The following is a 26,153-nucleotide window of genomic DNA, read 5'->3' as shown; positions in this document are numbered from 1 at the left end:
AGGCCAGTCTGGATTGGTACTCTCACTTCCAATTCTTTCGATGAATGCCAGGATGTGCGGGCGGAAAATGCTTTGCGTCTCCCCGGCCCACCACGGGTCTGAACGGTCAGAACAAAAGGACGCAGATCACCGCAAAGACCTGTCCAAGGCAATGAGATTCACCTCGCACCAGCCCACCAGTTACGCTGGTTGCCCGGCGCAGGTAGAATTCGAGCAAAACACGATAAAGTTTTGCAAACTCAATCTGAAAGACATCGCATGATCATACCGGAAATTGGTCGCAGCAAAGAAGAAGTAATGGCCACGCTGCAGGCGTTCAAATCCAGGGACATGGACTGGCGCGGCGGCAAGGTGTTTTGCTATGTCTATAAGTCGGGAGACGATTCTGAAGAAGTCACTCGCTCGGCCTACCTCTCCTTTCTAACCGAAAATGGATTGGACCCGTCCGTCTTTCCATCGATGCTCAAGTTGGAGACCGATGTGGTGCGAGCGTTAATTACCCTCCTGCGCGGCGATCACGACGCAGTGGGGCATTTGACGACCGGTGGAACGGAAAGCATTATGCTGGCCGTAAAAACAGCCCGCGACATGGCTCGCGACAAGCGTCCGCATATTAGTCAGCCGGAGATGATTTTACCGCGATCCGCGCATGGTGCCTTCCACAAGGCGGCGCATTATCTGAATGTCAAGCCGGTGATGGTTGAAGTGGACCCAGCCACCTATCAGGTTCGCCCGCAGGACATGCGGGCTGCGATTTCCGATAACTCGGTGTTGATGGTCGCTTCGGCTCCCAGCTATTCTCAGGGGGTAATCGATCCCATTGCTGAAATCGGCCAGATCGGGCTGGAGCATGACTTGCCATTGCACGTCGATGCCTGCGTGGGTGGTCTCCATTTGTCGTACATGCGGCAACTGGGTTATGATGTCCGCGACTTCGATTTTTCTGTACCCGGCGTGACTTCGATCTCAACAGACTTGCATAAATATGGCTACGCCGCCAAAGGCTGCTCGGTCATCATGTACCGCAGTCGTGAGATGCGCCGTTACCAGTTGTTCGCTTGTACGGAAACCACCTGCTACACGTTGATCAATACGACCGTGCTCAGCAGCAAGAGTGGCGGGCCGATGGCCGGTGCTTGGGCACTGCTGAATTTTTTGGGCAACCAAGGCTATCGGCAGATCGTCCGCAGCGTACAGGAGGCCACGCAGAAAATGATTGCCGGCATCAATGCGATCCCGGGACTGCGAGTCCTAGGAGAACCAGCGATGTGCATGTTTTCCTTTGCTTCGGACAGCGTTAATGTTTATGTATTGGCCGACCAGATGGCCAAACGCGGCTGGTTTTTACAGCCCCAGTTTTCCGCACCGCCAGTGCCGCGCAACCTGCACATTTCGGTAAACTATGGAACGGTGCACAATGTCGATGCAATGTTAGCCGACCTCCGCGACTGCGTGCAGATAGTGCACACGACCGACACAATCGACCCAGCAGCCATTCGCCAGCGAGTCGCCGAGGCGCTCGGCAGTCCCGATCCTATGGCGGCCTTCGGGCAGTTAGCCGCCCAAGCGGGCTTGGTGGGTACTGAGCTACCTACGGAAATGGCCTTTATCAACGAGGTGCTCGACGCGCTGCCTCCGGCGGTGTGCAATCAATTCCTGATCAATTTTTTTAACGACCTGTACGTATAGTGAGCCGCACTGTGCAGCTTTCCCATGTGATCTCCGATTTGGTGCTGGCCGCTTCAGGCGCGTACTCCTTTGTCCGGTACTTTCCGAGGTTGGGCGTGCAGATGGCAACGCTGTGGGGAGTGTTTTTGGTGCCTGTCGCCCTGGCAGCGCTGTTTGGTGCTCTGCGGTTTGCTGGTGTGCATGAAAACATGGTTGATATTTCCAATCGCTTGCAACAAGTCGTCGCCACGCTGGGTTCATGCGGATTGATGCTGGGCAGCTACGGCCTGATTTCTCGCGGGCCGCCGCAGAAGGTAACGGTCTACGCTTTCTTGGTAGCTGGCTTGGTGATGTTGGCCCTGGTCGTGACAGGAGTCGCCGATTCCCTGCGCGGATCGATGCAATTGGTGGCAATGGTCAGCGTGCTGGCTTGCGGCCTAGCCGCCTGCGTTATGGGCAAGCAAGCGATTGGCGCGTTTTTGCTGGCGGCTCTGGTTCTATCCGCAGCGGCCGTTTGGTCCGGTGGATATCTGTCCAGCCCAGCCTTGAGAATCGATGTGTTCCACTACCTTTTAGCAGCGTCGTTGATTTGCTTTGGTCTGGCAGCTAACGCAAAATCCCGAGGATGAATGAAGTTTTAAGGCACTTAGCCTAAAGAGAGGCCTCGACCGTGTCAGACATCTTAATTCGCGGTGGACGCGTGTTCTCCGGGCACGATCGACCATCCCGCATGGCCGATGTGTTGGTACAACAAGGCCGGGTGACGGCCATCTCCGAGCGCGCGATTGAGGTCGGGCCAGACACCAAGGTCGTTGAGGCTGCCGGCAAGTGGGTCGTGCCAGGGTTCATCGACAATCATACGCACTACGATGGCGAGGTATTGGTCGCTCCCTCGCTCAGCGAATCGGTGCGCCACGGTGTAACGACAGTGATGCTGGGATCATGTTCGCTGTCCTTTATCTATTCCAATGTCGAAGACTGCTGTGACATGTTTACTCGCGTAGAGGCTTTCCCGCGCGATGTGTTGCTGCCGATCTTGCATGATCAGAAGCGTTGGAACGATACGCGCGGCTGGCTGGATCACATGCACACGCTGCCGGTAGGTCCAAACTATGTTTCATTCCTGGGGCATTCTGATATACGTGCTCGCGCCATGGGTATCGATCGATCGCTCGACCCCAAGCAGTCGGCCACGCCGGCTGAAATTCAGCAGATGGTGGGTTATTTGGAAGAGTCGATGGACGCCGGCTTCATCGGCATTTCGATGCAGCATAATCCTTGGGACAAGATGGATGGCCGTCATTGGTCCAAGCTCCTGCCCGCAGCCTACGCCAATCGCCGGGAACGTGGAGCGCTCACCGCAGTGGCTCGGCGCCGCGACGGGCATTTGCAGGGCGTGCCCAACTTGGTCAGTCGCGTAGCGGCCTTATGGTACATGACGCAAAGCTCAGCGTTCTTTTGGCGCAAGCGGTTGCGGACTTCGATGGTAGCCATGATGGACCTCAAGGGCGACCCGTATATCTTGAGTCTGCTGAGCGCTATTGCCACCTTCTTCAACAAAGTGCTGCGCGCCGATTTTCGCATGCAGGCGCTGCCCGTGCCATTTACGGTATACGCCAAGGGCATGGACCTGGTGATCTTTGAAGAGTTCCCCACTGGGCAGCTGGCACGCCATCTAGCCCGCGATCGCCAGCAACGTGATGCGACCCTGAAAGACCCCAAGTATCGTCAACAGTTCAAGCGACATTACGCCAATCGACTGGCACCGAAAATCTGGCAAAAGGATTTTGGCGACGCCTTCGTCACGGATGCACCGGACAAGTCTTGGATCGGCAAGTCCTTTCTAGAAATCGCTCGGCAGCGTAATCAGCACCCGGTGGATGCTTTCCTGGATATCGTGGTTGATATGGATTCGCAAATTGAGTGGAAGACAACGATTGGCAATCACGATCCACTGCGTTACAAGAAGCTGTACACCAACCCCAACGCCATTTTCGGCTTCGCTGATTCGGGAGCGCACATTGACAACCTGGCGCTGTACAATTTTCCGCTGCGGTCGATCAAGTACTTGAAGGACGCTCACGAGCGCGGCGATCCTTTCATGAGCTACGAAAAACTGATCTGGCGGCTGACCAAAGAAAACGCCGACTTCTTCCACATCGACGCGGGAGTCATCCAAGAGGGAAGCCGGGCCGATATTGTAGTTATCGACTTCGACCGGCTGGATGATAGCGTGCACGAGTACCACTACGCAGACTTTTTAGGCGGCACCCAGCGCCTGGTCAACCGCAACGATGAGGTCGTCAAATTGGTCATGATCGGCGGCCGCATAGCTTGGGAAGATGGCGCATTCGCCCAGCAATTTGGTTCGCAGCGCTACGGGTGTTTCCTGAAGGGGAAACATCTTTATTGAGACCCTCCGCGATTATCAACATCACGAAATCGGCCTATTTGACGAGGGAGACCACGATGTCGGCCACCGATCCTGCTGCATCCACCGCATCGTGCGGCCCGGCCCGGCCACCGGAGCATCGACCGGCACCCTGGAAGCTGACCGGCGAAGGTATCATTCTGATTTACAAGTTCAGTCGCCAATGGGTTGAAGAGAACGGTTGGTTGGATCAGCGGCAGCGCGGACAGTTTCGCGGTGGCTTGGGCTACGTGATGCTGGTCAATTATCACCAGTCGCCAGTCGGACCCTACCGCGAACTGCTGATCATTCCCGGTAAGTTCGAGCCGCATGGTTGCCAGTCGATAACTCGCATTTTTGTGGACTCGCCAGCCAGCACGGACAACGGTCGTTACAACTGGGGCATTCCCAAATCGACGCTTCCCATGCAGTGGCGCGTTGCCGGAAAAACCGACTCGTTGTTGGTTGGTCCAGCCGACCGTCCTGTTTTCTATTGCCAGGTCAAACACAGCGGACCACCATTCCCGGTGACGACTCGATTGCTGCCGATCAAGTTGTACCAGGAATTGTCCGGAGTTGCCTACCGCGTTAATCCGCGCGGCTTGGGTTGGGGGCGGTTAGCCCGGGTGACGGAGCTGCACGTAGACAGCCAGCAATTTCCAGACGTTAGCCAAGTCAAACCGCTGGCATGTCTCAAAGTCCAGCCCTTCACCATGCATTTTCCAGTGTCTGCGTAAATCGACAGAGTAGTGCATCAACTATGAAAAAAGAGACAAGCTGTGTTCACGCTGGCACGTATCGCGATGCGGCGGTGGGCGGGGTCAATACTCCGATTTTTGCATCATCAGCCTTTGAATACATCGATCGAGCCGAGATGCTCTATCCGCGGCACTTCAATACCCCCAATCAGCGCGCGGTAGTCCACAAGCTGTGCGCGCTCGAAGGCATGCAAGATGGATTGCTGTTCAGCTCTGGCATGGCTGCTATGACCGCTGCCATCCTGTCTCAGGTTAAAGCCGGCAGTCATTTGGTCGTGTTGGATTCGGTGTACGGCGGCACCCACGCTCTCGCCTCACAAACGTTAGCTGGACTGGGCGTGCAGTGTTCATTTGTGCCCACAGATGCAGCGGCGGTTGAGAGCGCCATTACCGCCCAGACCTCCGCCATCGTCGTGGAATCCCCGACCAATCCGCTTTTGGATGTCATCGACTTGCGTCGCGTAGCCCAAATCGCGCGGCAGCGGTCGATTACCACTATCGCCGATAACACCTTTGCCAGTCCTATCAACCAGACACCGGGTGGCTTGGGCATTGATATCGTGGTACACAGCGGCACCAAGTATCTGGGCGGGCACAGTGACCTCAGTTGCGGAGTAGTGCTGGCTAGCTCTCAGTTGGTTGTTCAGATTCAAGCAGTCGCTTGTACGTTGGGTGGCAATGTCAATGCGCTGACCTGCCATCTGTTAGAACGCAGTTTGAAGACGCTGGCGTTGCGAGTCGAGCGGCAGACGCGAAACGCACAGCATGTCGCCGAGTATCTCGCTGGTCAGCCAACCATCCGACGAGTCAACTATCCGGGCCTGGCCAATTTCCCAGGTCATCAGATTGCTCGAGAGCAAATGACCGGTTTTGGAGCAATGATGTCATTCGAGCTGTCGCCGGAGGTTGATGCGACCCAGTTTTTGTTGCGGCTTCAGCTCATTCGACCCGCAGTCAGCCTCGGGGGAGTAGAGACATTGATCTGTGCCCCTGCGCAGACTTCGCACGCGCGACTGACGGCTGCCGAACGTCAGCGGATTGGAATTACTGACTCGTTGCTGCGGCTGAGCGTCGGTGTTGAACATGTCGATGACTTGATCGCTGATTTGGCGCAGGCCTTCGGGAAATAGCCGTCAGCCTACTGCACCTGCCAGCAAAAGTTTGATCAGTACCTCGCTAACGCGGCGGATTAGGCTAGTGCCCGGCGTTGCAAACCGAAAAACTGTCCCGGTCCAGCTGCCTCTTGGGGCTCGATTGTTTGGGCAACACTCTATAAAATGTCGGCCCCACAGGCTGGCTATGCGGCCGACAGCGCCGTGCGCAGCAAGTTTTTCAGTTGTGAACGTCGGCTCGCAAGTTGGCCGAAGCTGAATCGGATGGGTGGCAGAGTGGTCGATTGCACCGGTTTTGAAAATCCTAAGGCGTATTCGACACCCTCTAAGAAAACCTTGTTTTCCTTGGGTTTGCGATAATCTCCACTCCCCGAAAACCCCCGTTTTTCACCCTTAGCAGTTGTAGACTACAACTGTTGTGAATAACTGAACCTGTCCAGGAGCAAAACGAACCCATGACAACTCTGGTACCAAACGCAGTAGTTCTCGCAGAGGTATTACGTCTACAACGATGGGCCGCAGGTGAATCGGTTTCGGCTGCTCGAATGTATGGACTGCTTCACGGATTCGAGTCTATGCTCAAACAGGAGGCAGATTCATTCGGAATTAGTTGTGAAACTCAACGGAAAGTGGAAGACATAATTGAAGATGTTGAGATGGGCCGATTAGACGCCGATGACGGACTGGCAATAAAAGACAGGCTTTATCGTGATGGACTCGATGATACTACTGCCGGGCAAGTTATCCACCTTTGTATATTGCAGGGTAGATTTTCTGTTGGAACAAAAAAACTTACCTCTTCTGGCTCTCACTTTGCCACTCACGCACCTGACCGGAGCATGGATTGGCTTGGTTCATTACATTACATCGAATTAGTGGACTGCTCAGAAATAACTCACAAGAGACTTCATGGATGCTATGCTCCATCTGTACCAAGAATTGGCGAACTGCTCACACCCGAGAATGGCTCCACTATGAAGGTCGTTGATGTGGAGTGGGCTGTGATTTCTCAAGGCCAGCGCGAAGGGCTTCGACAACCTGTTCTTATTCCGCATGTTTACCTTGAAGAGGAGCAAGTTGGAACTGCTGGAAGCCCAGATCCTTAAATAATGCTTAGAGCCGATTTCTCCCGTTCAGCCGACCAAGTTTTAGGAAAACCTCGTTCAAAATGCCGGTCGGCATGAATTGGCCTTGCTGTTGCCGGTCTTCGACTTCTGCCCAGTGATAATATCACTGGGCATGTCGTGCTGGTTGACGCCCTTCATTGCCTGCCGAAACATCGCCAAGCATTCGGCGTCGCCCCAGTGCGTTAGGCGGCGGCTCTGGACTGCTCAAGTTGCTCAATGCGGACCCTCAGTTCAGCCAACTCTTGCAGCGGCCCGATTACGGCCAGCAACTTGCCCGCAGCCGCTAAGACAATCTTTTCATCGTCGCTCGATAGAAGTTTAACTAGCGCTTGTGACGCCGCCGCTGCATTGGCAGTCAACACACAAACAGCGTTGTCCACTGCCGCTGTTTTCAGCCTGGTTACCTCAGCCCTAAATTCAGCCGTACAACTCACGCTATACGCTGTGGACTCAGCACAGCCAGCAACTGCCGCAGCATCCTTGACCGATGAACCGCTGGCCACCGCTGCCGCCAGAACTTGCACAAACTTAGATTTCTTCATCTAGGCATCCAGGATAATAGCATGGCCATCCCCAACCAGTAGCTGGCAGTGGAATGAAAACCTCGGTCGGGCCGCGCGGCTCAGCGGTCTCTAATGCGTTGCGTTCGGACTCGTAGCCATCGAAGTAAACTCGGTCTGCTTCGGGATCGACTGCAACATCAACCGCAATAGCCGCTGGTGGCTCAACCTCTTGGGGAGTGTATGCAATCCGCCCCTGGGTATCTGAATGGCAGGTGACCATGCCGCTGGTCAAGAATGGCAACACCAACTCGGTCAAGTGCGACCAGTCTTCAGGATTGCCTACGCAATCACGATTGAATAGCACCGACTCACGCACAGCCGCTACTGAGGTTGCTTCCGATAGCATTCTTAGCGCTTGGATGACTGGCAACGCTGATTCTACTGTTTCCAATCCGCCAACCAGCGATCTGGCGTAGGCTTCACCCAGTGGCGTCAAGAACATCGAAGTAACCTGACCACTGGAATGGGTCGCTGTGACCATCTTAGCGCCGATCAACCGCTGACGTGCCGAATGCGAGTTTTTCCATTGGCGCTTGCCATCAGCGTGAACAGCAACGCCACTCACGCCCGATAGGTACTCACGCTGCCTACGCCGAATCTCCGTCATGGGTGGCTGTATGCCAATCTGCCAGCGCCACGGCCAGAATAATGCGTCTCGCCTGCCCAGAATCGACACCAATAACAACCGATCGGACTGGCTCAAGTCGGGTCCAGCTGGCTTTTCCAGGCGGTCCAGGCGGTTGTGAAGTCGCTTACTCATGTGATCTCGATTTTCGGAAGGTAGGCTGTCACTGTATCTGCCAATGCGCGGGCTGCGGAATTGCGGAGCACCTGAAAAGTCGCCGGAAGGACCCAAGCCCGGGGGGAGGGTGAAACGCTTCGGGTGACCAGCCGGGTTCTAACTGGCCACCCTCCACGCTCATCCAACTGTAGCTTAGGAGAAAAGCTACAGTTATTACTCATCCAGTGCCGCTTGCCGCAAACGATCTGACTCACGCTGCAAATCTGCCTGACGTGATTGGATTTCTCCGAGTGCATGTTGCCAGTCATCCAGTTTTTCGCGAGTGTCGTCCGCGGCATCATCGCGCCCAAATCCATTTGCTTCGTTCAATTCGAAGACTTGCGCGTTGTGCACAAGCGGCTTGATCGACTCAGCACAAACACCAATCGCGCCTGCCAGTGCCTGTTGCAGAAACTTGTTGCGTTGCCGTTTCCTTCGAGTCTCATCGCTGCAAATTCCAACCAAACGATTTTCCAAATTCGTTCGTTCCAGGCTCGCGCCGTACAGCGTCGATGCTTGGCGCTCAAGGCTTTCCTTTGAAAGCTTGTTTGACTGGCAACGGGTTTCCAATTTTCGATTAAGCTCAGTAAGCTCAGCTAAAAGCTCCGCCCGTCGCTTGGAAACGTCTGCCGCTGGCTTGCCGGAAAGTAAATCCAAGTGCAACTGGCTAAGCTCCGCTTGGATGGCGGACGCTGCCGCCTCGTGCTCGCTCGCCGCCCGATCGCTATCGGCATCCAATTGGCGGATAATGCTCTGCAAATCCTGGTAACGCAAGGCCGCAATCTCGGACTCGCGAATCCGTTTTTTTATTTCGCTTCGATGTGCCGACCGTCGCTCAACGTCATCCGAGTAACGCAACATCATGTAAAACCTCCGTTAGAATTTTCGAAATTTCATCACCACTCAACGCCGTCTGGCGGTACAACGATTCAGCAACCGCAATGATTGCCTCTTTGTTTTGCTCAACAAAATCCGTTGCTCGCCGTTGCAAATAAAAATATCTGTTCGCCCAAATGTGTGGGTTTTCTTCATGGCCGGTCACACACCACCTAGCGACATGCTGACAGTCCTGCTGCAACCCCCTCGGCAACTCATCAAAATCGGCGAAAGCACAGTGGCGTCGAAAATGCTCATCGGTCGATGTAGGTAGCTGCGTATTTGTTAGCTCGTCCGCCGTCCGTTCAATTTCGCTAGGTGGGTCAAATTCGGTGGCAAGAGATTCCGCTGCTGGTCCTGCTGCGTAGCAAAGTGCATCGCGGTCAACGCATAACTGGGATACGAAGGCGACACCGCAGGATTGTTTAACCAGTACCCCAGTGCATTTTCCACCGAGTAAAACCGCTGCAACCGCGTGGGCGCTTTCGTGGACAGCCAGCCGCCATCTCTCATTCGTCGTCATCGTCGCAACCCTCCAAAATTTCTTCCCGCTTTGCAAAATCTCTTGCGAGAATCCGAGCCGCAGCATTGCGCCGGCAGAGATCGACGTTGATTTTTTCGACGCCGTCACTGTCAAGGAACTTCGGGAATAGCTCCGCGGGGTCATCGGGTGACAACGGATCGGACCAGCCATCGTCTGCGATTGCACGAATCGCGTGGGTGGCGGTGGTGCTGTCTGGCCGGTCATTCGACAGCCGCTTGTACCACAACTTGCCACGAACATCCACCCGCCACGGAGTGAACACTTCGCCATCACCCTCCGGTAGCTGAGACTCCGGAATGTACATCGGTAAATCACCTCGAACCGTAGGAATCTGTGGTCCAACCGTTTTTGCCTCAGCTGGCTGTGGTGGGATACCTAGAATCGCTTTTAGTTTTTGGAACATGAATCAAACTCCTTTCGTGAATGATACCGAACCCAAAATCCAATCTGCCAAATTTTGGCAACACGTTATTCCTGGTCTTCGATGACAAGCAAAAATCGCCGACTGCATGACCGGCAAACGCAACGCCGGGTAACTGAACCGTCGCTCTCGGATTGGCTGCGGACAATAATCGGCCTGTCCCCGCTGCCGCAATGTGGGCAACGTGGCCTCTCGATAAACCGGATTGGAACATCCGCCCATTTTTCACTGGCCATCCACGCACGCCTCCTTATGCCGCTCAATCACGCACTCGAAGCAAATCTTGGAGCCTGGCGGCCACGCGTCGTACTTCCCGCCGCATTCGGGACACCTGCGCACCGGGCAGCGTTTCAACATTTTCGACCGGTCTTCGACGTTTCGCTTGGCAGGGGTGGCACGCTGTTGTGATCTCGCCTGCGCCACGCACGCACTACAACGCGCACCGTCGGCCAGCCAGTACGATCGACGTTGGCATTGTCTGCACGCCGCTGCTGCGATTCGCTTCGGTTTTATCCTCGCCATGTCTGCTCCTTGGCTACATCGGTGACGCGACTGAACTGTCCCTCGAACCGCACTGGCACGCTGCCAAGCTGACCGTTTCGGAATTTGGCAATCTTCAATACGCATTTTTCGCTATCTCGCTGCCTCACGATGAAGATACAAATATCTGCGTCCTGCTCTATCGCGCCGCTGTCTCGCAAGTCTGCTAAGCATGGCTCGCGATTGTTTTTTTCACTGTCGCGATTCAACTGGCACATCGCCAGCACCGGTAGCTCTAGCTCCATAGCCAGCGACTTAACCTTCTGCGAGACCGTGCTGACCTGCTCATAGCGACTCTTGCCATCGCCGCCAGCGATTAGGCCCAAGTAGTCGACCACCAACAGAGATATCGGCGCTCGACCATGGAATCGCCTGGCTGCACTCGATAGCTGGCCGATACTGCGACCAGCGCCGCCCCAGAGAATCAAATGCGAATCCGCCATTCGCTCGTTAGCGCGTCGTAGTCGTGCAAGGTCAGAATCGTCAAGCGTGCATGGTGATCGCAGAAGGTTACTCGGTATCCCCGATAGACGACTGAGGAAGCGTGTCCCCATTTCGGACTTACTCATTTCCAAATTTGCGAACAGAACGCGCCGGCCTGCCTCTGCAACTCGCTGCGCAATCTCGGCGCCTACGCACGATTTCCCGATTGACGGCCGCGCCGCCAGCACAACCATTTGCCCTGGCCTGAAGCCGCCGATATGCGCGTCCAGGTCGCGCAAACCACTCATCAGGCCAAGCTGTGTTCCCGAAGCTCTGGCAGACTCGATCTCTTGAAGCGCCGCTGACGCTGCTTGTCCCGCGCTGTAGTAATCGTCGGACCGCACTGGCTCCAAGTCGCGAACTTGCGACTCTATGCCGCGCACAATCTCATCGGCTGGCCTGTCGGAATCGCAATCCGCCGCTGCCTCAAGCAACATGGCACGCAGCCTGCGCCGTCGTCCAGCTTGCGCCACCTGCTGCGCATGATAAGCCGCTGCCTGCCAACTGACGCGCCCCTCGGAGTGCAGCAACCTCAAGCCATCCGCGCCACCGAATCCCACTAGCAAGCCACGAGAATGCAGTTCCGCCTGTATGGCGCTCAAAGCCAACGGAAGGCCTGACATTGCGATATCACGTAAACAAGCGAACAAGGACGCATTGTCGTCGTCGATGAAGTCGTCGGGCTGACAAACGCCATCAACATCTTCGAATCGAACTCGCCCGGTCAGAATGCCCGCCAGCAAGCTACGCTCGTTGTAGCTGACGGACTGGTCGTGGCAATTTAGTCGATCCATGATGCACCTCGTTGTGCTGGCTTGGGTGGTGGCTTGGTTGCGCTGCCATTGGTCGATGGTTCCTGCAACCACTCTCTCCAAGAATCTCTCAACCAACGGAATGCGTCCTTAGGTAATACGTCTGCGATTGCGTATGACTGTACGGCCTTCATGACCAGCGGTATGTCGGCAGGCTTCAGGCGGCTGAATTGCTGGAGCGCTTTTTGCTTCTCAAGTCTGCGGCCATTCCTAGGCGGATATGCTTTCCAAAAATCCTCGAACTGCTCGCTTGGTTGCGCTTGCGCAACTGTACTTTCTTTCCCCTTCTCTCCCCTTATTAATTCTGTATCAGAGCGCGTATCAGGGCGCGTATCAGACCGCGTATCAAAATTTGATACAGCCAAGAGGGTGGCAATCGGCATCGAAGTATCAAACCTGAAGATAGGTTTCGTCTCGATCAATCCTGCCTTCTCAAGTCGCGATATTCGCGATCTGACAGTGTTGATAGCTGGCGTGTGCAATGGATACAGTCGCTCGGCAATATTGCGCCAAGAAAACACCATTTGCCCTGGCTGAATCTTGACTCCTTGGAACTCGTCAGGCATGTAGTTCACTGCCGCCAGTATCGCAACGTACAAATCGAGATACTCAGCACCTAGTCCCCGCAGCTTGTTGATTGTCTTTCGGGGTAATTGAATGAATCCGTTATTCATCATTCTGTCAGTCCTCGGACAATTGCCTCAAGAATCAGTTCAAAATAGGACGCAATCAAATTGCCATCAGTTACACCGCGCCGACTGGTAAATTCTGCTGTTGCCTGCAAGGCTTCTAAAACTTGGTACCGATCTGGTTGGAGACTATTCATCGCGCCCTGCCTCCAAGTTTTCAATAATCTGTGCAAGTGTTTGGCGCTCCGACATTTCAACCAGCTTGGTAGCTGAAAGCGTATGAGGGTTGATATGCTGTTCGATGCAAGCACGGCAGATTGTGTGCAACTGCTGTGTTGTCATCGCTTCCAGCTCCACCGTTTCTGTGAATCCGCCTCTACGATCCTTTGGCGGTCGTGTCGGCAAATTGAACTCACGAATCTGCTCTTTGTTCAATGCCACTCGTTCAAAATGCCACTCGCAACCACTGGGAAGATATCGCTTAAAATCCCTTGCGATTCTTTTAGAAATGTCCATTCCTGCTTTGTCGTAATCGCCAAAATAGTACAGAAAACAAGGCTTGTCTTGGATGGCGATGTTTTCGGCCGCGCTGTGCAAGAATGATTTCGAGGGCTGCCCGCTGCATGGCATTAGGGGCACGTCAAATTCTTGGGTTACATCGTAGAGAACGCCTGCTATCGAATCGGACTCACACCAAATTTCAACGTAAGCATTTTGATCGTCCCAAATCGCTCGACGATAGGTACGTTGCGAGTGGTAGAGCATGCTTTCCAGGCTGCCATACGTCCTAGGCTTCCGCATCCAACGAGTGTTGTCGATGACCCATTCAAAAGGTAACCGCCCTTCTTCGCGCATCAGTCCAACCAACCGCACAATATCTTGGTTGTAAGCCTTCTGCGTTTTGTCGATCAAATTAGCTGCGACCGCTCGATAGAATAGCTGCCGAACCGTGAGAGGCTGAAATTCCTTTGCCAAATCATAGATGCCTTGGCGAAGGCTGGTCATCTCAACTTTTGTTTTCCTAGGACGTTTTATGCGTCTAGGGGCATAAGATGATTTCTTGCCTTTTGCGGATGTTTCCATTACCATTAGAAGCGCTCCTTGCTGGGAGAAAAAACCCTTGCGACGCCTCGGCCACGAACCGAGGCGTTCGCGTTTTCTAGACGTGCTGCCGGCGCGGCTTGATTGTCACGCGACGCTCTGTCGCTGGAGAAATATCTGCTAGGTTGCTGCGAGTCTTCAGAAAGCAGCTCAGGTCATCGGGCGACACCTTCCAGCGTGGTCGCTCGTGACCCTCGGATAGATTCACGGCCTTCAGTTTGCCGGTATTGATCCAGTGCAGAACTCGGTCACAACTGACCCGCAGTTGCTTCGCTATTTCTGGTGGACTTTGATACTGTCCGACTTTCACTAGAAACCCCTCCTAAATTTCGTTGTTGGTTTGACCACAAACGAATCTTAGAAGGGGTATTTGAGAGTGAAAATATACACGAATAGAACGTTCCTTTCGTTCCTATTCGTTCCCTTTATTTTCTCTTTTTGGCACCTGGTTTAGCCTTTCGAATGGATCGTTTATTCGCCTTGGCATATCGCTTGATTTCTTCAGTGACCGCCTTTTTTGTCTCAGGTGTTCCGTCAAGGGCTACGGCAACGTCGGACCACTGCACTGCCGGAGAGCTATTCCACAGCTCAAGACCACGTTCCTTGCGTTCAGTCTCCTCGATAGCGCCTTCTGGCTTCGCCAAAGCTCCCTGCGAGTAGGCTTCCAGTTCATCAACCAATTTTGGCAAGACATTAGCCGCATGGCTGAGCGCCTCTTCGGCCTGCTCTGGTGTCCAATTCGAATACTCTGGAATTGCTGCACTCAGTAAATCCCAATCCACTAACTGCAAGTGCTGAACAATTGCGTTGCAAAGCTCGACAGCGTAATCGTCTACAACCGCCCTGTGGACTTGAGTAGCTACAGGACTGCCGTTGAACATGATGGTTCCTGGCTTTGTTAAGTACTGCCTACCATCGCTCCACGGTCCGAACGGAACGCCTGCCTTAATCAACAGTTGCCTCACTCTGTACTTGAGACTCAACGATACAACGCCTGAAAGAACTCGCGGAATTGCCATAGCTTTTGCGATTGAACGAACTTCCGAGATAATTTCTTGCTCAGTCATCGCCCACCGCCTTTTCCAGTTAACCAACTGTCCACCAAATTGGCTATCGACTCCAAGCGTGGATCGTAAACTGAATGGATGTATCGCGCTGTGATGGTCCGATCAACATGACCTACGGCTAACTGCACTGCAATAAGGTCGCCGCCCTGGCTGGCCTGTGTTATGAACGTATGCCGCAACCACTGAAACCCACAGCGGGCCTTAGTGATCCCCGCGTTGCTCTTGAGTGTGGCAAACTCTTTCGCTAGGCAGTTTCGACCATGCCAAGGGCCACCGGTAGCCGATGTAAAGATCAGGTCATCGTCGGCCAATTGCCGATTTCCGATTACAGCTTGCAACGCCCGCACTGTCCTAGGCCACAATTTCGCCCGCCTGCGCTTCGCACGTTTGGCCCGTGGTTGCAAGTACCACCCGCCAGCTAGATCAACGTGTGATCGCTTTAGAGTAGTTATGTCGGCATTCTGGCATCCAGTATTCAACGCCAATAAAATCGCTGCGTACAACCTTGGGTGGTCTTTCGCATGACGTAACAACGAACGCACTTCGGCGCGGGTGAAGTCTTTCGTACCTCTTTCCAGTCGCTCATTCTCACGAGCGACCATATCCGGCGCGTCAAATGCCGCAGCGTAATCAGGGGCTGCCGTGATTATCTTGGCCTTCAGTAGCCAGTTGAACATAGTTCGCACGCGCGTTACGCGATTGTTTAGCGTCGTGTGACTAACTTGCCTTTGCTTCTCGCCCTTCCGCTTGCGAGTCAGCGATAACCGCTTGCGTAGCGATTCAAAGTCTTCAGGCGTCAAGCTCTCTACGGCCCATGATCGCCCCAGGGCGGCAAGTAATAGCTTACCAGTGCTGCACATGTCTTCGTACCATCGCCGCGATTTCTCGCCGCGCTCAACCTGATCCTCAACGTGATCCAGGAAAAGATTGACGGCTTCCTCCAGTGTCGAAGAACCTCGCTTTCGTTGGCGCGGCTTTCGGCCTGCCAGTAGATCATCTTTATCGTCACACCAACGTTGCAACGCCCTATCGGGATCGGCCCCGAAGTAATGTAGGCGACCTAGAACCCGCTTGCACCATTGGCCAGCCGGATGCCACGTTAGCGGAAAATCCTTCCGCACCTTAGGCTTAGCCCTTCCATTCCCTGGTTGACCGGTAGACGCTCGGCGGATGGTTTTGGTAGAATCTTTGCCAGACATTCGCGCAACTCCCTTCAGTTGTGCTAGTGTTCCCTGTCCGGCAACGTCACTTGCTGGGCAGGGGTTTTCGGTTCAAACTGTCCAGCGCAGTCTACAACCGATGCCGGGCAGGGGAAAGGCCCAAAGTTGTAGTTTCAGTTGTAGTCGAAGGCGGCAAGCGATGAACGAAACAGCTAAAAACGCGATATTTCCAGGGTTTTAGCCAATCGGATGGGTGGCAGAGTGGTCGATTGCACCGGTTTTGAAAACCGGCGTACCGAAAGGTACCGGGGGTTCGAATCCCTCCCCATCCGCTGACTGATATGGTCCCAGCTGATCAACGGAATTGTAGCATGTCACGACTTCTCTTGATCTCAGTTTGCCTCGTGCGAATGTTGGCTGGCGGGATGGGACTGCTGACGACCGGGCTGGCGATGGCGCAAGCGGATTTGCAACAAGTGCGACCGCCGGTGGTGGTTAGCCCGCAGGCGCTCGAGATTCATCAGCGCGGGTTTGTGTTCGATGGCCACAACGATCTGCCCTGGGAGATTCGCAGCAAAGGCTCGCGGTCGTTCGCGTCTCTGGATATCGCTCACTCCCAGCCTCGATTGCAGACTGATATTCCGCGTCTGAAGTCCGGTGGCGTGGGCGCTCAGTTTTGGTCGGTGTTCGTCCCGTCAAAGACGGCTCTCAACGGTCAAGCATTGCAGACCACGCTCGAACAGATCGACATCGTGCTGGCGATGATGGCTAGGTATCCAGATACCTTCGAGTTGGCTAGAACCTATGCGGATATTGTTCGCATTCGCCAGTCCGGCAAGATCGCGTCGCTGATCGGCGTGGAGGGTGGCCACAGCATTGAAGACTCGCTGGAGAACCTGCGGCGGCTGTACGATCTGGGCGCTCGGTACATGACGCTGACGCATAGTCAATCGTTGGCCTGGGCCAACTCGTGTAGCGACCAAGCTCGCTGTGAGGGGCTGAGCGAGTTTGGCAAGGCCGTGGTTTTGGAGATGAATCGACTGGGTATGTTGGTCGATATTTCTCACGTTTCGCCCGATACCATGCTCAGCGCTCTGCAAGTCAGCCGCGCACCGGTGGTGTTTTCGCATTCGTCGGCGCGAGCCGTGGCCGATCATGTCCGCAATGTTCCGGATGACATCCTGCAACTCCTGCCGGTCAATGGTGGTGTGGTGATGATCAATTTCTTTTCGGGGTTCGTCGTACCCGAGTCGGCTCGCAACACCAGTCAAATGTTCGAGCTGGCCAGGAAGTGGGACGAGCTGTACGGTGAAGACCAGGAGGCGATCGGAAAAGCAATGGCGCGGCATCGCGCCGAGCATCCTATACTGCCAGGTACGGTGCACGACGTGGTGGACCACATTGAGCACGTGATCCGTGTGGCGGGAGTCGATCATGTTGGCCTGGGCAGCGACTACGACGGTATTACGGTGCTGCCCAAGCAACTGGAAGATGTGTCCTGTTATCCAGTCATTACTCAAGCGCTGCTGGATCGCGGCTACAGCGAGGCCGATATCCACAAGGTGCTCAGCGGCAACATCATGCGCATTATTCAGCGGGCCGAACAGGTTGCGGAAAGTTTGCGCTAGGGAGGTGGCTATGATTTGTCTGCGCATCGGCTGTTGTCTGCTGGGATTGGCGATGGTTTTTGTGGCTGGCTGCAGTCGTCAAGACTCCAGTGCCGAAACGGAAGCGTCTAATCTCAAGCCGTTGGCAGTTTACTATGGCAGGTATATTGGTGCTCATCGTGGCAAACGACCGGCAAACGAAAAGCAGCTCAAAGATTTCATCGCCAAACGACCAATTGCCGAGCTACAGATGATGGGTGTCCATGATGTGGAAGCGCTGTTCATATCATCTCGCGACAACCAGCCCTATCGTTTTCGCTTTCAGTCGGGAGCGTCGAAGCCGAATGAAATCGAAGTGTTTGCTTGGGAGCAAGTGGGAGCTGGTGGTGTTCGCTATGTCGCGGGCACATTGGGGCAAGTGGTCGCGGCGGACGAAGAACGCTTTCGGCAGTTGGTTCCCAATCCGTAACCTGCCTGACGACTAAGGGGGCAAGCGTGCCGTACAATCCTCCTGCTCGCGTAACGGCTGATTAGAACGTGGCGCTGTTCTACTACTCGGGAGCGAGTACTTCGCCGTCGTCGCGCAGTCCCAGGCGATTGAAGGTTGTCAAGTCGATCGTGTATGCGATCTGCCGAACGCTGCCGTCGGCCAGCAGTGCATTGATTCCGGTAGAATGCGCGCTGCCAAAACGATATCCTTCCCAGCCTGCCTGACGCTCGTACTGGCGATCGGCAAGGGGTGCAAATCCGGTATAGCGGATGACATCTGGATCCCAGCCATCGGCCCACCCAGCGTCATCATGCCAATCACCGGTGTCATAGCGCTGCGGATGCAATTGCTTTTCACTAATCAGCAAGGTGTTCGTCGTACCGTCGGTGATATCCCCGATCTTGACTTTTGTCCCCTTCCATTGGCCATCTACATCGACACCGCCACGCGCAATGGCTCCTCGATATCGATTTGGCAACCAGTCCATGCCCCAAACATCACCATACCAATACTGATCCCACGAATTCGGAGCATTGGCGGGCGTTGCCGCTGCATAGTCCATCAAATAACGGCCGCCTTGCGAGCTAATCGCTGAGGAGCCCCGGCGCGAGGGGCAAAAGAACACGGTTGGACCGCCCGCGTTTCTCAACACGCTAACATCTTGAGCTGTGTTTTGATTGGACAAGCTCTGTTGCTCGACGAACGGCAAGATGTTTGTAGCCCAGCTTCCCACTCGCCCCCATGGATTGAAGCCTCCCGGAGGCATGTAGTTGAATTGGTCATGAAAGTTGGCCACGGCCAAGCCTTGTTGCTTTAGATTGTTGGTGCATTGCACGCGGCGCGCCGCCTCGCGTGCCGCTTGAACGGCCGGTAACAGCAATCCAACTAAAAGTCCGATAATCGCAATGACCACCAACAATTCCACTAGCGTAAATCCGGCGAGGCGAGTGTTAGATTGTGACGCGCGATGTTGCCCATGGAACTTGGTGCCGATGGCCTGCACACTTGAGCACGATTTTGTGTGCTGAAATTTCACGGAAGAGCCCTTAAACACACTTGCATTGGCGTGGGCGTAAGACAGCCAGTCTGGCAATCCGCCCCGACGGCCTTCATGGCCCAGGCGCAGCACGACGTAAGACCGCTCCTTTATGCAGTCGAAATTGTTCTTACTGACGCCTGACCAATGTAAAAGGGATTGGCCGCATTTGCAATCATTTTTAATGCCCTGTGTGCCGAATCTGATGCTTTAAGCCATATTGAATTCAATTCTGCGGCCACCCGCCTCTTAATGTGGACCAGTCTAACCGGCGCAGCCGGCGGTGATTTTGTTGGTCGCAGATGGGTTTAATTCAACTCGGCGCGAAGCCAGCTTGACCAGTTCTGAAAAGTCGATAACATGATCGACATTTATGTTAGGCTTCCGCCGAGAAGTCTATTAGGTACTCGATTGTGGCGAGAGCGAGAGGTTGAGATGTTGCGTAAATTAGGCGTGTTGACTTGTCTGGGGCTGGTGGCCGTTACTGTGGCGGTTGTTGCTCAAGATGGCTCGAAGCAACCCGGCGAGCTTCGAGTAGATAAGGGCTCAAGTGACAAGCCGTTGGCCCGGGCGCGACGTGAAGTGAAGATGTTGGATGATATTTATAAGACTGGCGTGGTGTTGATAACCGAAAACTTTGTCGATGGGGACTCTTCGGTACCCGCCGGCACGGTCTTCAAGCAACTATTTGCAGCGGCCAAAAAGAATGGGTGGCACGAAGTTCGGTTGTTGGATGGAACCGGCGAAGCCATCAACGATGAAAATTTGCCGCAAGACGACTTTGAAAAATCCGCTATTAAGTCACTGGTGGGCGGCCAGCCGTACGTTGACAAAGTCATCCACAAAGACGGCCAGCGGTACCTGCGCGCAGCCACGCCGATTCCCGTCGTGCTGAGCAAGTGCGTGGAATGCCATGACAATTATGCGAAAGTGCCAGCTGGACAAGCAATTGGGGCACTGGCGTATATGGTGCCTGTCCAAGAGGACTAGTGCCAGCCGGACACAGCCGACTGTTTTTCCTTCGGCCAGGAGGTCGATCCAGTCCAACATCAGGCTCCACTTCTGGCCATGACTGTCGGATTGGCACCATGGAGACACCGATGACTCAAGACGACCACCGCGTTCGCAGTGGATCGTCAACTGGGTCTCTTTTTTCTCCGATGTGTCGGGCGAAATGATTTTTCCATTGCTGCCGCTGTACATGGTGTCTGTGTTGGGGGCATCCAAGACACAGCCCGGATTGATGGAAGGTGCGGCGGCTTTTGTCAGTAGCCCTATTGTCGGTTTGGTCAGGGCTGCGCAGCCATGTTCGGCGGCGGCGAGCGGTTTGAATCCGCTGGCGTTACGGGGTACCGGTTTTGGGTAAGTCATTGATGGCGCTGGCGGTGGGTTGGCCGATGGTGGTGGCCGGTCGATGGTTGGATCGCTTCGGTAAAGGGTTGCGCAGCGCACCCCGCGATGCGTTGATCGTCGATCTAGTCAATCAAACAATGTTAAAAGTCTTATCGGCCAGCAGGTTAGCGCCGAATCTAGCCCACGGCTCGCAGTGGATTGGCTGAGTTTGCCAGCTCGATATTGGAAGAAGCTCGGCAGCGCTGGCCTTCAGTGCCTTACCAGCTAGCCTGGCGTTGTAATTGGTAGTCGCAACTGGCTGGTTGGCTATGGATCGAGGATCATGTACGAGCAGCGCATTCAATGAAACATGAGCGAGGTGACTTGTGTCCACGGCACTAAAAGGGATCACGCTGGCCGAGCTGTTCTCGATGTATGGAGTGCCCAAAATGTTGAGAAGCGACAATGGGCTTGAATTCATAGCCAAAGCAATCCAGCAGTGGCTAAGCAGACTATCGATCCAGACGCTGTATATCGAGCCAGGATCGCCGTGGCAAAACGGAGTGTGCGAGAGCTTCAACGGCAAGCTCCGAGACGAGTATTTGCAACCGAGGGAGCTGGTTTCAGTGGCGGACGCAAGACTCAAATCCCGACAGTGGCAAGACGACTACAACAGAGTCAGGCCCCACAGCTCGCTGGGCTACCTGACCCCCAACGAGTTCGCCCCTCGCTGTGCTGATTCCGTTCCGTTCGCTGCGCTCGCTCCACTCCATCAGCACAGCGAACATTCCATTCCCTTACCTATTTCCTAACCCAACCTTTCATATCACCTGGATCAGATTTTGGGGTGCAGCTCATCGGACCAAGCTGCAGTTGTGGAAAACTATTGGTAAACTCGTCGATCAATTCGCACCAGCAGAGTATCTGCGAAACATCTTGCACGCTGGACACAAATTGAAATCAAGCAGATTACATCAACCTTAGAAACGCTCTGGGTAAAGGCGCTGGGCATTGGTCGCTTGAACAATTCCCGATATACTACGAGGTTTCTTGGCTCTCAGAAGGAATCCAGGGGTGTCCGGTAGTTCAACGTTGTCCAGGCCAGCAGCCGTCAATCCGAGTTCATCGCTGCCTACAGAAAAAGTAGTGGTATTGGATTTTGGTTCACAGTACGCGCAGTTGATCGCGCGTCGCGTGCGCGAGCAAAACGTGTACTGCGAAATCATTCGCCATGATCTGTCGGCGCAGGCCATTGCCGCAAAAAAGCCCAGCGGCATTATTTTGTCGGGAGGTCCGTCCAGCGTGTACGACACGGGCGCACCGCGCTGCGATCCACAAATTTTTCAGTTGGGCGTTCCGGTCTTGGGCATCTGCTACGGCATGCAGCTCGCCTGCCAATCGCTGGGCGGCCAGGTGGGTACCTGCCAGTCGCGCGAGTTTGGTCGAGCCACGCTGCGAATCAGCGACTCTCAAGGTCTGCTAACCGGCCTGCCACCGCAGATGGATGTGTGGATGAGTCATGGGGATCAGGTTCACGAAGTTTCCGACGATTTTACGGCGTTGGCTGCGACCAGTTCATGTCCTTATGCGGCTGTCCAGCATCGCACACTGGCTGTCTACGGCTTGCAGTTTCATCCCGAGGTAACGCACACGCCCTTGGGGGCCACGATACTGCACAATTTTTTGTACGCTGTGTGCGGTTGCCAAGGTCAGTGGCATTTAACCGACTTTGCCGAGCAGACCATCCAGCGTCTGCGTCAGCAGATCGGGGATCATCGGGTAATCTGCGGCTTGTCGGGTGGAGTCGATAGCGCGGTTACGGCGGCACTGCTGGTCAAAGCCATTGGCAGCAGGTTAAGCTGCATTCTGGTCGACAACGGATTGCTGCGCAAGGACGAACAGGCGGCGGTGATATCTGAATTCACCAATCACTTCAAAGTCGACTTGCATGTGATCGAGGCGGAAGGTCGATTCCTGGAGGCGCTGCGCGGAATCCATGAACCACAAGAGAAGCGACGTCGAATCGGGCGACTGTTCATCGACTGTTTTAAGGAAGAGGCCGCCAAGATCTCTGGCGCTAAATTCTTGGCTCAAGGCACACTGTATCCCGACGTGATTGAATCGGGGGCGGCCGTTGATGGTCCAGCCGCGACCATTAAACTGCATCACAACGTGGGAGGTTTGCCCAAAGAGCTCGGGTTCGAGCTGGTGGAACCCCTGCGAGATCTGTTCAAGGATGAAGTCCGTCGTCTTGGATTAGAGTTGGGCTTGCCTGAGCAGCTTGTGTGGCGGCACCCGTTTCCCGGACCGGGATTGGCGGTTCGCTGTTTGGGCGAAGTGACCAAGGAAAAGTTGGATATCTTGCGTGAGGCCGATCACATCGTGGTCAGTGAAATTCGGGCTGCCGGACTGTATCGACAAACATCGCAGGCGTTTGCTGTGCTGCTGCCGGTCCAGAGTGTGGGTGTAATGGGAGATGCCAGAACATACGAAAACGCCGTGGCGATTCGCTCGGTGAACACTGACGATTTTATGACCGCTGATTGGAGCCATTTGCCCTACGAATTGTTGGCGCGCATGAGCAGCCGGATCATCAACGAAGTACGCGGCGTCAATCGCGTGTGTTACGATATCAGCAGCAAGCCACCGGCAACCATCGAGTGGGAGTAGCGTATGCAGCCAGTGTTCGCTACCCTGCTGGCGGGATCGCCACGTGAGAACCCGGCCTTGTTTCATCGAGTGCGTTTTGAAACGGGGGATCCGGCTGCCTGGATTCATATCCACTCACCGAACCAGCCCTGCAGTCTGTTTATCGTCCGCGACATTGAACTGGAACGAGCGCGGGCATCGGTTCGCGTCGATCAGGTGCATTGCCCTGCTGACTTCTCTCCGCCCGGGGGATTGTCTGGTGATCGCGCCACGGCAACGGCGCAAGCCGTAGCGGAATGTTTGTCTCGTCATCACGTCGCGCGCGTCGATGCCGATCGAACGCTACCATGGATTTTCGCCTGGTACATCCAGCAGGCCGGTATTGCCGTGGAGTACGATCCTGATTTGGGGGTGCTGGATCGCCGCTCCAAAGACGACCAGGAAATTCAGTGGCTGCAGGCCGCACAGTCAGCCACCGAGCAGGTCATGCTGCGCGCCTGTCAAACCATTGCTCACGCAGTGGCTGACGCCAAGGGTCAGCTGCAACATGCTGGTAGCCTGCTAACCTGCCAGCGGATGAAGCGGATGATTACCCAGTGGCTGTTGGACCTGGAATTTCAGTGTCCACATGGGATGATCGTGGCCACCTCACCTCAGTCCGCAGATTGCCATGCCTCGGGCAGTGGGCCGCTGTGGACCGGACAACCGGTAATTCTGGATATCTTTCCGCGCAGCACACAGACTCATTATCACGGCGATTGCACGCGGACTGTAGTGCATGGTGAGTGCAGTGACACGGTTCGTAACATGCACGCAGCCGTGATTGCTGCCAAGCATGCAGCCACCGCGCAAGCCATCGCCGGTGCAACGGCCGACGCAGTGCATGGGACGACCCTCGCCCAGTTGGAGCTGCATGGCTTTCGTTTTGCTCGCGGTCAAATGGCCGATGATCCAATCATGCCACACGGTACAGGCCACGGCATTGGACTGGAAGTTCATGAACCCATCTTGCTGGATGAGCGTGGTGGGACATTGATGGCTGGAGAAGTACTGACCATCGAACCGGGATTGTATAGTCGCCTGCACGGTGGCGTGCGCGTCGAGGACATGATCGTGGTGGCCGAGACTGGCCCACCGCGAAACTTGAATTGCTTGCCAGAGGGGCTGGACTGGCGGTAGGTGATCAGACTGGCAGCCACTGTTTCATCCTATCCAGCGCGGCGACCTGTTTGTAGACTATAGTTTTTGTCGCCCAGCATCTTCATCTTGCTCACTATCATTTTACTTTTGCGTTAGCTAAGTCATGAAGCAACTTAACAGGATCAGCAGTCGGATAACTCAACCCAAGAGCCAAGGTGCCTCGCAGGCCATGTTGTATGCCACGGGTATGACTCCCGAGGATATGAACAAAGCCCAGGTGGGTATTTGCAGCGTATGGTACGAAGGCAATTCTTGTAACATGCACTTGCTGGACTTGGCCCAGGCCGTCAAGCAGGGTGTTAATCAGGCTGGGCTGTACGGCATGAGGTTCAACACGATTGGCGTCAGCGACGGCATATCGATGGGCACTGATGGGATGAGTTATTCGTTGCAATCGCGCGATCTGATCGCCGATTCGATCGAGACCATCATGGGGGCACAGTGGTACGATGGACTAATCGCGCTGCCCGGCTGCGATAAGAACATGCCCGGTTGCATCATGGCCATGGGACGATTGAATCGTCCGGCACTGATGATTTACGGGGGCACGATTCGGGCAGGCAAATGGAACGGACAATCATTAGATATTGTCAGCGCATTTCAATGCTATGGACAATATCTGGCGGGCCAAATCAGCGATCAAGAGCGCGAGCAGATAGTGCGCCACTCATGTCCGGGTGCAGGCGCTTGTGGCGGTATGTACACCGCCAACACCATGGCCTCGGCGATTGAAGCTCTGGGAATGAGTTTGCCTTATAGCGGTTCGATTCCGGCGGAGGACCCAGCCAAAATCGACGAGTGCCATCGCGCCGGCCAGGCGATGCTCCAGCTGCTGGAATCCGACATCAAGCCGCGCGATATTATGACGCGGCAAGCCTTCGAAAACGCCATGGTTGTCGTGGTAGCTCTGGGTGGTTCAACCAATGCCGTTTTGCATCTGATTGCCATGGCCCGCAGTGTGAATGTGAACTTGACGATTGATGATTTTCAAGCGGTCAGCAATCGGGTGCCCTATTTGGCAGACCTCAAGCCTAGTGGCAAGTTTGTGCAAGAAGACCTGCACAGTGTCGGTGGCACACCGGCGGTCATGAAGTACCTGTTGGAGAAAGGGCTGATCCAACCGGACTGCTTGACAGTAACCGGTCGGACTTTGGGCGAGAATCTGCAAGCTGTGCCGGGCCTAAAGCCGGGTCAGACGATCATTCAACCCATTGAAAAGCCGATCAAACCCACTGGGCACATTCAAATCTTGCGCGGCAATTTGGCTCCAGAAGGTGCCGTCGCCAAGATCACGGGCAAAGAGGGGCTGGTGTTTACCGGTCCCGCCAAATGCTACGACAGCGAAGAGTTGATGCTGGCCGCCTTGGAGAACAAGCAGATCAAGGCTGGCGACGTGATCATCATTCGCTACGAGGGTCCCCAGGGCGGCCCCGGCATGCCTGAGATGCTGACGCCTACTTCGGCCATTATGGGCGCTGGGTTAGGCAACGATGTCGCCTTGCTAACCGACGGTCGATTCTCCGGGGGTTCCCACGGGTTTATCGTCGGCCATATTACGCCGGAAGCTCAAGTCGGCGGTCCGCTGGCGCTAGTGCGCGACGGTGATCGCGTAACAATCAATGCGGAGACCAATCGCATGGATGTAGACATTTCCGACGACGAAATGCGTCGGCGTCGTGCCGCTTGGACTGCGCCGCCACTGAAGGCGACTCGCGGAACGCTGTACAAATACATCAAGAACGTGAAGAGTGCGTCGGAAGGTTGTGTCACTGACGAATAGCTGGCAA

28 protein-coding genes and 1 tRNA gene are annotated in these 26,153 nt (G+C 54.9%); 16 read left to right on the top strand and 13 right to left on the bottom strand.

The genetic code is table 11. From position 1 onward, the window contains the following. The first annotated feature begins 258 nt into the window (after positions 1–258). From KF752_03210 to KF752_03185, 6 genes are all read left to right on the top strand, one after another. Positions 259–1,689 carry an aspartate aminotransferase family protein gene (locus tag KF752_03210; GenBank protein MBX3420545.1) on the top strand — a complete coding sequence of 477 codons (1,431 nt, stop codon included), beginning with the start codon at positions 259–261 and terminating at the stop codon, positions 1,687–1,689. 11 nt (positions 1,690–1,700) lie between these two features. Next, on the top strand, positions 1,701–2,297 hold the full coding sequence (locus KF752_03205) for a hypothetical protein (GenBank protein MBX3420544.1): 597 nt from the start codon (positions 1,701–1,703) through the stop codon (positions 2,295–2,297). Positions 2,298–2,338: 41 nt separating this feature from the next. Then, on the top strand, positions 2,339–4,081 hold the full coding sequence (locus KF752_03200; protein MBX3420543.1) for an amidohydrolase family protein: 1,743 nt from the start codon (positions 2,339–2,341) through the stop codon (positions 4,079–4,081). 56 nt (positions 4,082–4,137) lie between these two features. After that, the gene (locus KF752_03195) at positions 4,138–4,815 is read left to right on the top strand and encodes a hypothetical protein (protein ID MBX3420542.1); all 678 of its coding nucleotides are present in this window, start codon (positions 4,138–4,140) and stop codon (positions 4,813–4,815) included. A 23-nt stretch (positions 4,816–4,838) separates the two neighbouring features. Next, positions 4,839–5,966, top strand: a complete 1,128-nt coding sequence (locus KF752_03190; protein MBX3420541.1) for a PLP-dependent transferase — start codon at positions 4,839–4,841, stop codon at positions 5,964–5,966. A gap of 557 nt (positions 5,967–6,523) precedes the next feature. Beyond that, a complete protein-coding gene (locus tag KF752_03185; protein MBX3420540.1) occupies positions 6,524–7,054 on the top strand; it encodes a hypothetical protein in 531 nt (176 codons plus the stop codon). 203 nt (positions 7,055–7,257) lie between these two features. Here KF752_03185 and KF752_03180 read toward each other — a convergent pair whose 3' ends face one another. From KF752_03180 to KF752_03125, 12 genes are all read right to left on the bottom strand, one after another. Then, the gene (locus KF752_03180; protein MBX3420539.1) at positions 7,258–7,617 is read right to left on the bottom strand and encodes a hypothetical protein; all 360 of its coding nucleotides are present in this window, start codon (positions 7,615–7,617) and stop codon (positions 7,258–7,260) included. Continuing rightward, the gene (locus KF752_03175) at positions 7,604–8,398 is read right to left on the bottom strand and encodes a hypothetical protein (GenBank protein MBX3420538.1); all 795 of its coding nucleotides are present in this window, start codon (positions 8,396–8,398) and stop codon (positions 7,604–7,606) included. The genes KF752_03180 and KF752_03175 overlap by 14 nt, the downstream gene beginning before the upstream one ends. A gap of 195 nt (positions 8,399–8,593) precedes the next feature. Then, entirely contained in the window at positions 8,594–9,283 is a 690-nt protein-coding gene (locus KF752_03170) for a hypothetical protein (GenBank protein MBX3420537.1), read from the bottom strand. Continuing rightward, positions 9,261–9,818, bottom strand: coding sequence for a hypothetical protein (locus KF752_03165; protein ID MBX3420536.1), 558 nt, complete (start codon positions 9,816–9,818; stop codon positions 9,261–9,263). Before KF752_03165 ends, KF752_03170 begins: the two co-directional genes overlap by 23 nt. Then, a complete protein-coding gene (locus KF752_03160) occupies positions 9,805–10,242 on the bottom strand; it encodes a hypothetical protein (GenBank protein ID MBX3420535.1) in 438 nt (145 codons plus the stop codon). Before KF752_03160 ends, KF752_03165 begins: the two co-directional genes overlap by 14 nt. Before the next feature lie 527 nt (positions 10,243–10,769). Then, positions 10,770–12,077, bottom strand: a complete 1,308-nt coding sequence (locus tag KF752_03155) for an AAA family ATPase (protein ID MBX3420534.1) — start codon at positions 12,075–12,077, stop codon at positions 10,770–10,772. Continuing rightward, positions 12,065–12,772, bottom strand: a complete 708-nt coding sequence (locus KF752_03150) for a hypothetical protein (GenBank protein ID MBX3420533.1) — start codon at positions 12,770–12,772, stop codon at positions 12,065–12,067. Before KF752_03150 ends, KF752_03155 begins: the two co-directional genes overlap by 13 nt. Continuing rightward, complete coding sequence (locus tag KF752_03145; protein ID MBX3420532.1) at positions 12,769–12,921, bottom strand: hypothetical protein; 153 nt, start codon at positions 12,919–12,921, stop codon at positions 12,769–12,771. Before KF752_03145 ends, KF752_03150 begins: the two co-directional genes overlap by 4 nt. Further along, complete coding sequence (locus tag KF752_03140) at positions 12,914–13,729, bottom strand: DUF2399 domain-containing protein (GenBank protein ID MBX3420531.1); 816 nt, start codon at positions 13,727–13,729, stop codon at positions 12,914–12,916. Before KF752_03140 ends, KF752_03145 begins: the two co-directional genes overlap by 8 nt. A 154-nt stretch (positions 13,730–13,883) precedes the next feature. Then, on the bottom strand, positions 13,884–14,135 hold the full coding sequence (locus KF752_03135) for a hypothetical protein (GenBank protein MBX3420530.1): 252 nt from the start codon (positions 14,133–14,135) through the stop codon (positions 13,884–13,886). Positions 14,136–14,250: 115 nt separating this feature from the next. Beyond that, positions 14,251–14,892 carry a hypothetical protein gene (locus KF752_03130; protein ID MBX3420529.1) on the bottom strand — a complete coding sequence of 214 codons (642 nt, stop codon included), beginning with the start codon at positions 14,890–14,892 and terminating at the stop codon, positions 14,251–14,253. Beyond that, positions 14,889–16,091, bottom strand: a complete 1,203-nt coding sequence (locus KF752_03125; protein ID MBX3420528.1) for a tyrosine-type recombinase/integrase — start codon at positions 16,089–16,091, stop codon at positions 14,889–14,891. The genes KF752_03130 and KF752_03125 overlap by 4 nt, the downstream gene beginning before the upstream one ends. Positions 16,092–16,299: 208 nt before the next feature. Between KF752_03125 and KF752_03120 the strand changes: the two genes are divergently transcribed. The 3 genes from KF752_03120 to KF752_03110 all read left to right on the top strand — a co-directional run bounded on the left by KF752_03120 (position 16,300) and on the right by KF752_03110 (position 18,128). Next, positions 16,300–16,384, top strand: a tRNA-Ser gene (locus tag KF752_03120). A 39-nt stretch (positions 16,385–16,423) separates the two neighbouring features. Beyond that, positions 16,424–17,680 (top strand): dipeptidase, encoded by a 1,257-nt coding sequence (locus KF752_03115; protein MBX3420527.1) that lies wholly within the window; start codon positions 16,424–16,426, stop codon positions 17,678–17,680. Positions 17,681–17,690: 10 nt separating this feature from the next. Continuing rightward, positions 17,691–18,128, top strand: a complete 438-nt coding sequence (locus tag KF752_03110) for a hypothetical protein (protein ID MBX3420526.1) — start codon at positions 17,691–17,693, stop codon at positions 18,126–18,128. A gap of 82 nt (positions 18,129–18,210) precedes the next feature. On the opposite strand, the gene KF752_03105 is transcribed toward KF752_03110, so the two are convergent. Next, on the bottom strand, positions 18,211–19,185 hold the full coding sequence (locus KF752_03105; GenBank protein ID MBX3420525.1) for a DUF1559 domain-containing protein: 975 nt from the start codon (positions 19,183–19,185) through the stop codon (positions 18,211–18,213). Positions 19,186–19,620: 435 nt separating this feature from the next. Here KF752_03105 and KF752_03100 point away from each other — a divergent pair, with 435 nt between their 5' ends. From KF752_03100 to ilvD, 7 genes are all read left to right on the top strand, one after another. Beyond that, positions 19,621–20,175: a DUF3365 domain-containing protein gene (locus tag KF752_03100; protein ID MBX3420524.1), complete on the top strand. Its 555-nt coding sequence runs from the start codon at positions 19,621–19,623 to the stop codon at positions 20,173–20,175. Between the two features lie 184 nt (positions 20,176–20,359). Further along, positions 20,360–20,551 (top strand): hypothetical protein, encoded by a 192-nt coding sequence (locus tag KF752_03095; protein MBX3420523.1) that lies wholly within the window; start codon positions 20,360–20,362, stop codon positions 20,549–20,551. After that, the gene (locus KF752_03090) at positions 20,544–20,744 is read left to right on the top strand and encodes a hypothetical protein (GenBank protein MBX3420522.1); all 201 of its coding nucleotides are present in this window, start codon (positions 20,544–20,546) and stop codon (positions 20,742–20,744) included. The genes KF752_03095 and KF752_03090 overlap by 8 nt, the downstream gene beginning before the upstream one ends. A 159-nt stretch (positions 20,745–20,903) precedes the next feature. Then, positions 20,904–21,329: a transposase family protein gene (locus KF752_03085; GenBank protein ID MBX3420521.1), complete on the top strand. Its 426-nt coding sequence runs from the start codon at positions 20,904–20,906 to the stop codon at positions 21,327–21,329. Positions 21,330–21,645: 316 nt separating this feature from the next. Continuing rightward, positions 21,646–23,187, top strand: coding sequence for a glutamine-hydrolyzing GMP synthase (gene guaA, locus KF752_03080; GenBank protein MBX3420520.1), 1,542 nt, complete (start codon positions 21,646–21,648; stop codon positions 23,185–23,187). A gap of 12 nt (positions 23,188–23,199) precedes the next feature. Continuing rightward, positions 23,200–24,345, top strand: a complete 1,146-nt coding sequence (locus tag KF752_03075; GenBank protein ID MBX3420519.1) for an aminopeptidase P family protein — start codon at positions 23,200–23,202, stop codon at positions 24,343–24,345. Between the two features lie 124 nt (positions 24,346–24,469). Beyond that, positions 24,470–26,146: a dihydroxy-acid dehydratase gene (gene ilvD / locus KF752_03070; GenBank protein MBX3420518.1), complete on the top strand. Its 1,677-nt coding sequence runs from the start codon at positions 24,470–24,472 to the stop codon at positions 26,144–26,146. The last annotated feature ends 7 nt before the right edge of the window (positions 26,147–26,153 follow it).

It is taken from the genome of Pirellulaceae bacterium (assembly GCA_019636385.1).
Taxonomy (GTDB): domain Bacteria; phylum Planctomycetota; class Planctomycetia; order Pirellulales; family Pirellulaceae; genus Aureliella.
This window is presented reverse-complemented; position numbering and strand designations above follow the sequence as displayed.

Bases quoted from the DNA above. Each gene is read 5' to 3' on its own strand.
- KF752_03210 (MBX3420545.1), top strand. From the start codon at position 259: ATGATCATACCGGAAATTGGTCGCAGCAAAGAAGAAGTAATGGCCACG.
- KF752_03155 (MBX3420534.1), bottom strand. From the start codon at position 12,077: ATGGATCGACTAAATTGCCACGACCAGTCCGTCAGCTACAACGAGCGT.
- KF752_03125 (MBX3420528.1), bottom strand. From the start codon at position 16,091: ATGTCTGGCAAAGATTCTACCAAAACCATCCGCCGAGCGTCTACCGGT.
- KF752_03160 (MBX3420535.1), bottom strand. From the start codon at position 10,242: ATGTTCCAAAAACTAAAAGCGATTCTAGGTATCCCACCACAGCCAGCT.
- KF752_03145 (MBX3420532.1), bottom strand. From the start codon at position 12,921: ATGAATAGTCTCCAACCAGATCGGTACCAAGTTTTAGAAGCCTTGCAG.
- KF752_03190 (MBX3420541.1), top strand. From the start codon at position 4,839: ATGAAAAAAGAGACAAGCTGTGTTCACGCTGGCACGTATCGCGATGCG.
- KF752_03150 (MBX3420533.1), bottom strand. From the start codon at position 12,772: ATGATGAATAACGGATTCATTCAATTACCCCGAAAGACAATCAACAAG.
- KF752_03140 (MBX3420531.1), bottom strand. From the start codon at position 13,729: ATGACCAGCCTTCGCCAAGGCATCTATGATTTGGCAAAGGAATTTCAG.
- KF752_03110 (MBX3420526.1), top strand. From the start codon at position 17,691: ATGATTTGTCTGCGCATCGGCTGTTGTCTGCTGGGATTGGCGATGGTT.
- KF752_03170 (MBX3420537.1), bottom strand. From the start codon at position 9,283: ATGATGTTGCGTTACTCGGATGACGTTGAGCGACGGTCGGCACATCGA.
- ilvD (MBX3420518.1), top strand. From the start codon at position 24,470: ATGAAGCAACTTAACAGGATCAGCAGTCGGATAACTCAACCCAAGAGC.
- KF752_03130 (MBX3420529.1), bottom strand. From the start codon at position 14,892: ATGACTGAGCAAGAAATTATCTCGGAAGTTCGTTCAATCGCAAAAGCT.
- KF752_03115 (MBX3420527.1), top strand. From the start codon at position 16,424: ATGTCACGACTTCTCTTGATCTCAGTTTGCCTCGTGCGAATGTTGGCT.
- KF752_03185 (MBX3420540.1), top strand. From the start codon at position 6,524: ATGCTCAAACAGGAGGCAGATTCATTCGGAATTAGTTGTGAAACTCAA.
- KF752_03175 (MBX3420538.1), bottom strand. From the start codon at position 8,398: ATGAGTAAGCGACTTCACAACCGCCTGGACCGCCTGGAAAAGCCAGCT.
- KF752_03165 (MBX3420536.1), bottom strand. From the start codon at position 9,818: ATGACGACGAATGAGAGATGGCGGCTGGCTGTCCACGAAAGCGCCCAC.
- KF752_03100 (MBX3420524.1), top strand. From the start codon at position 19,621: ATGTTGCGTAAATTAGGCGTGTTGACTTGTCTGGGGCTGGTGGCCGTT.
- KF752_03095 (MBX3420523.1), top strand. From the start codon at position 20,360: ATGATTTTTCCATTGCTGCCGCTGTACATGGTGTCTGTGTTGGGGGCA.
- KF752_03180 (MBX3420539.1), bottom strand. From the start codon at position 7,617: ATGAAGAAATCTAAGTTTGTGCAAGTTCTGGCGGCAGCGGTGGCCAGC.
- KF752_03195 (MBX3420542.1), top strand. From the start codon at position 4,138: ATGTCGGCCACCGATCCTGCTGCATCCACCGCATCGTGCGGCCCGGCC.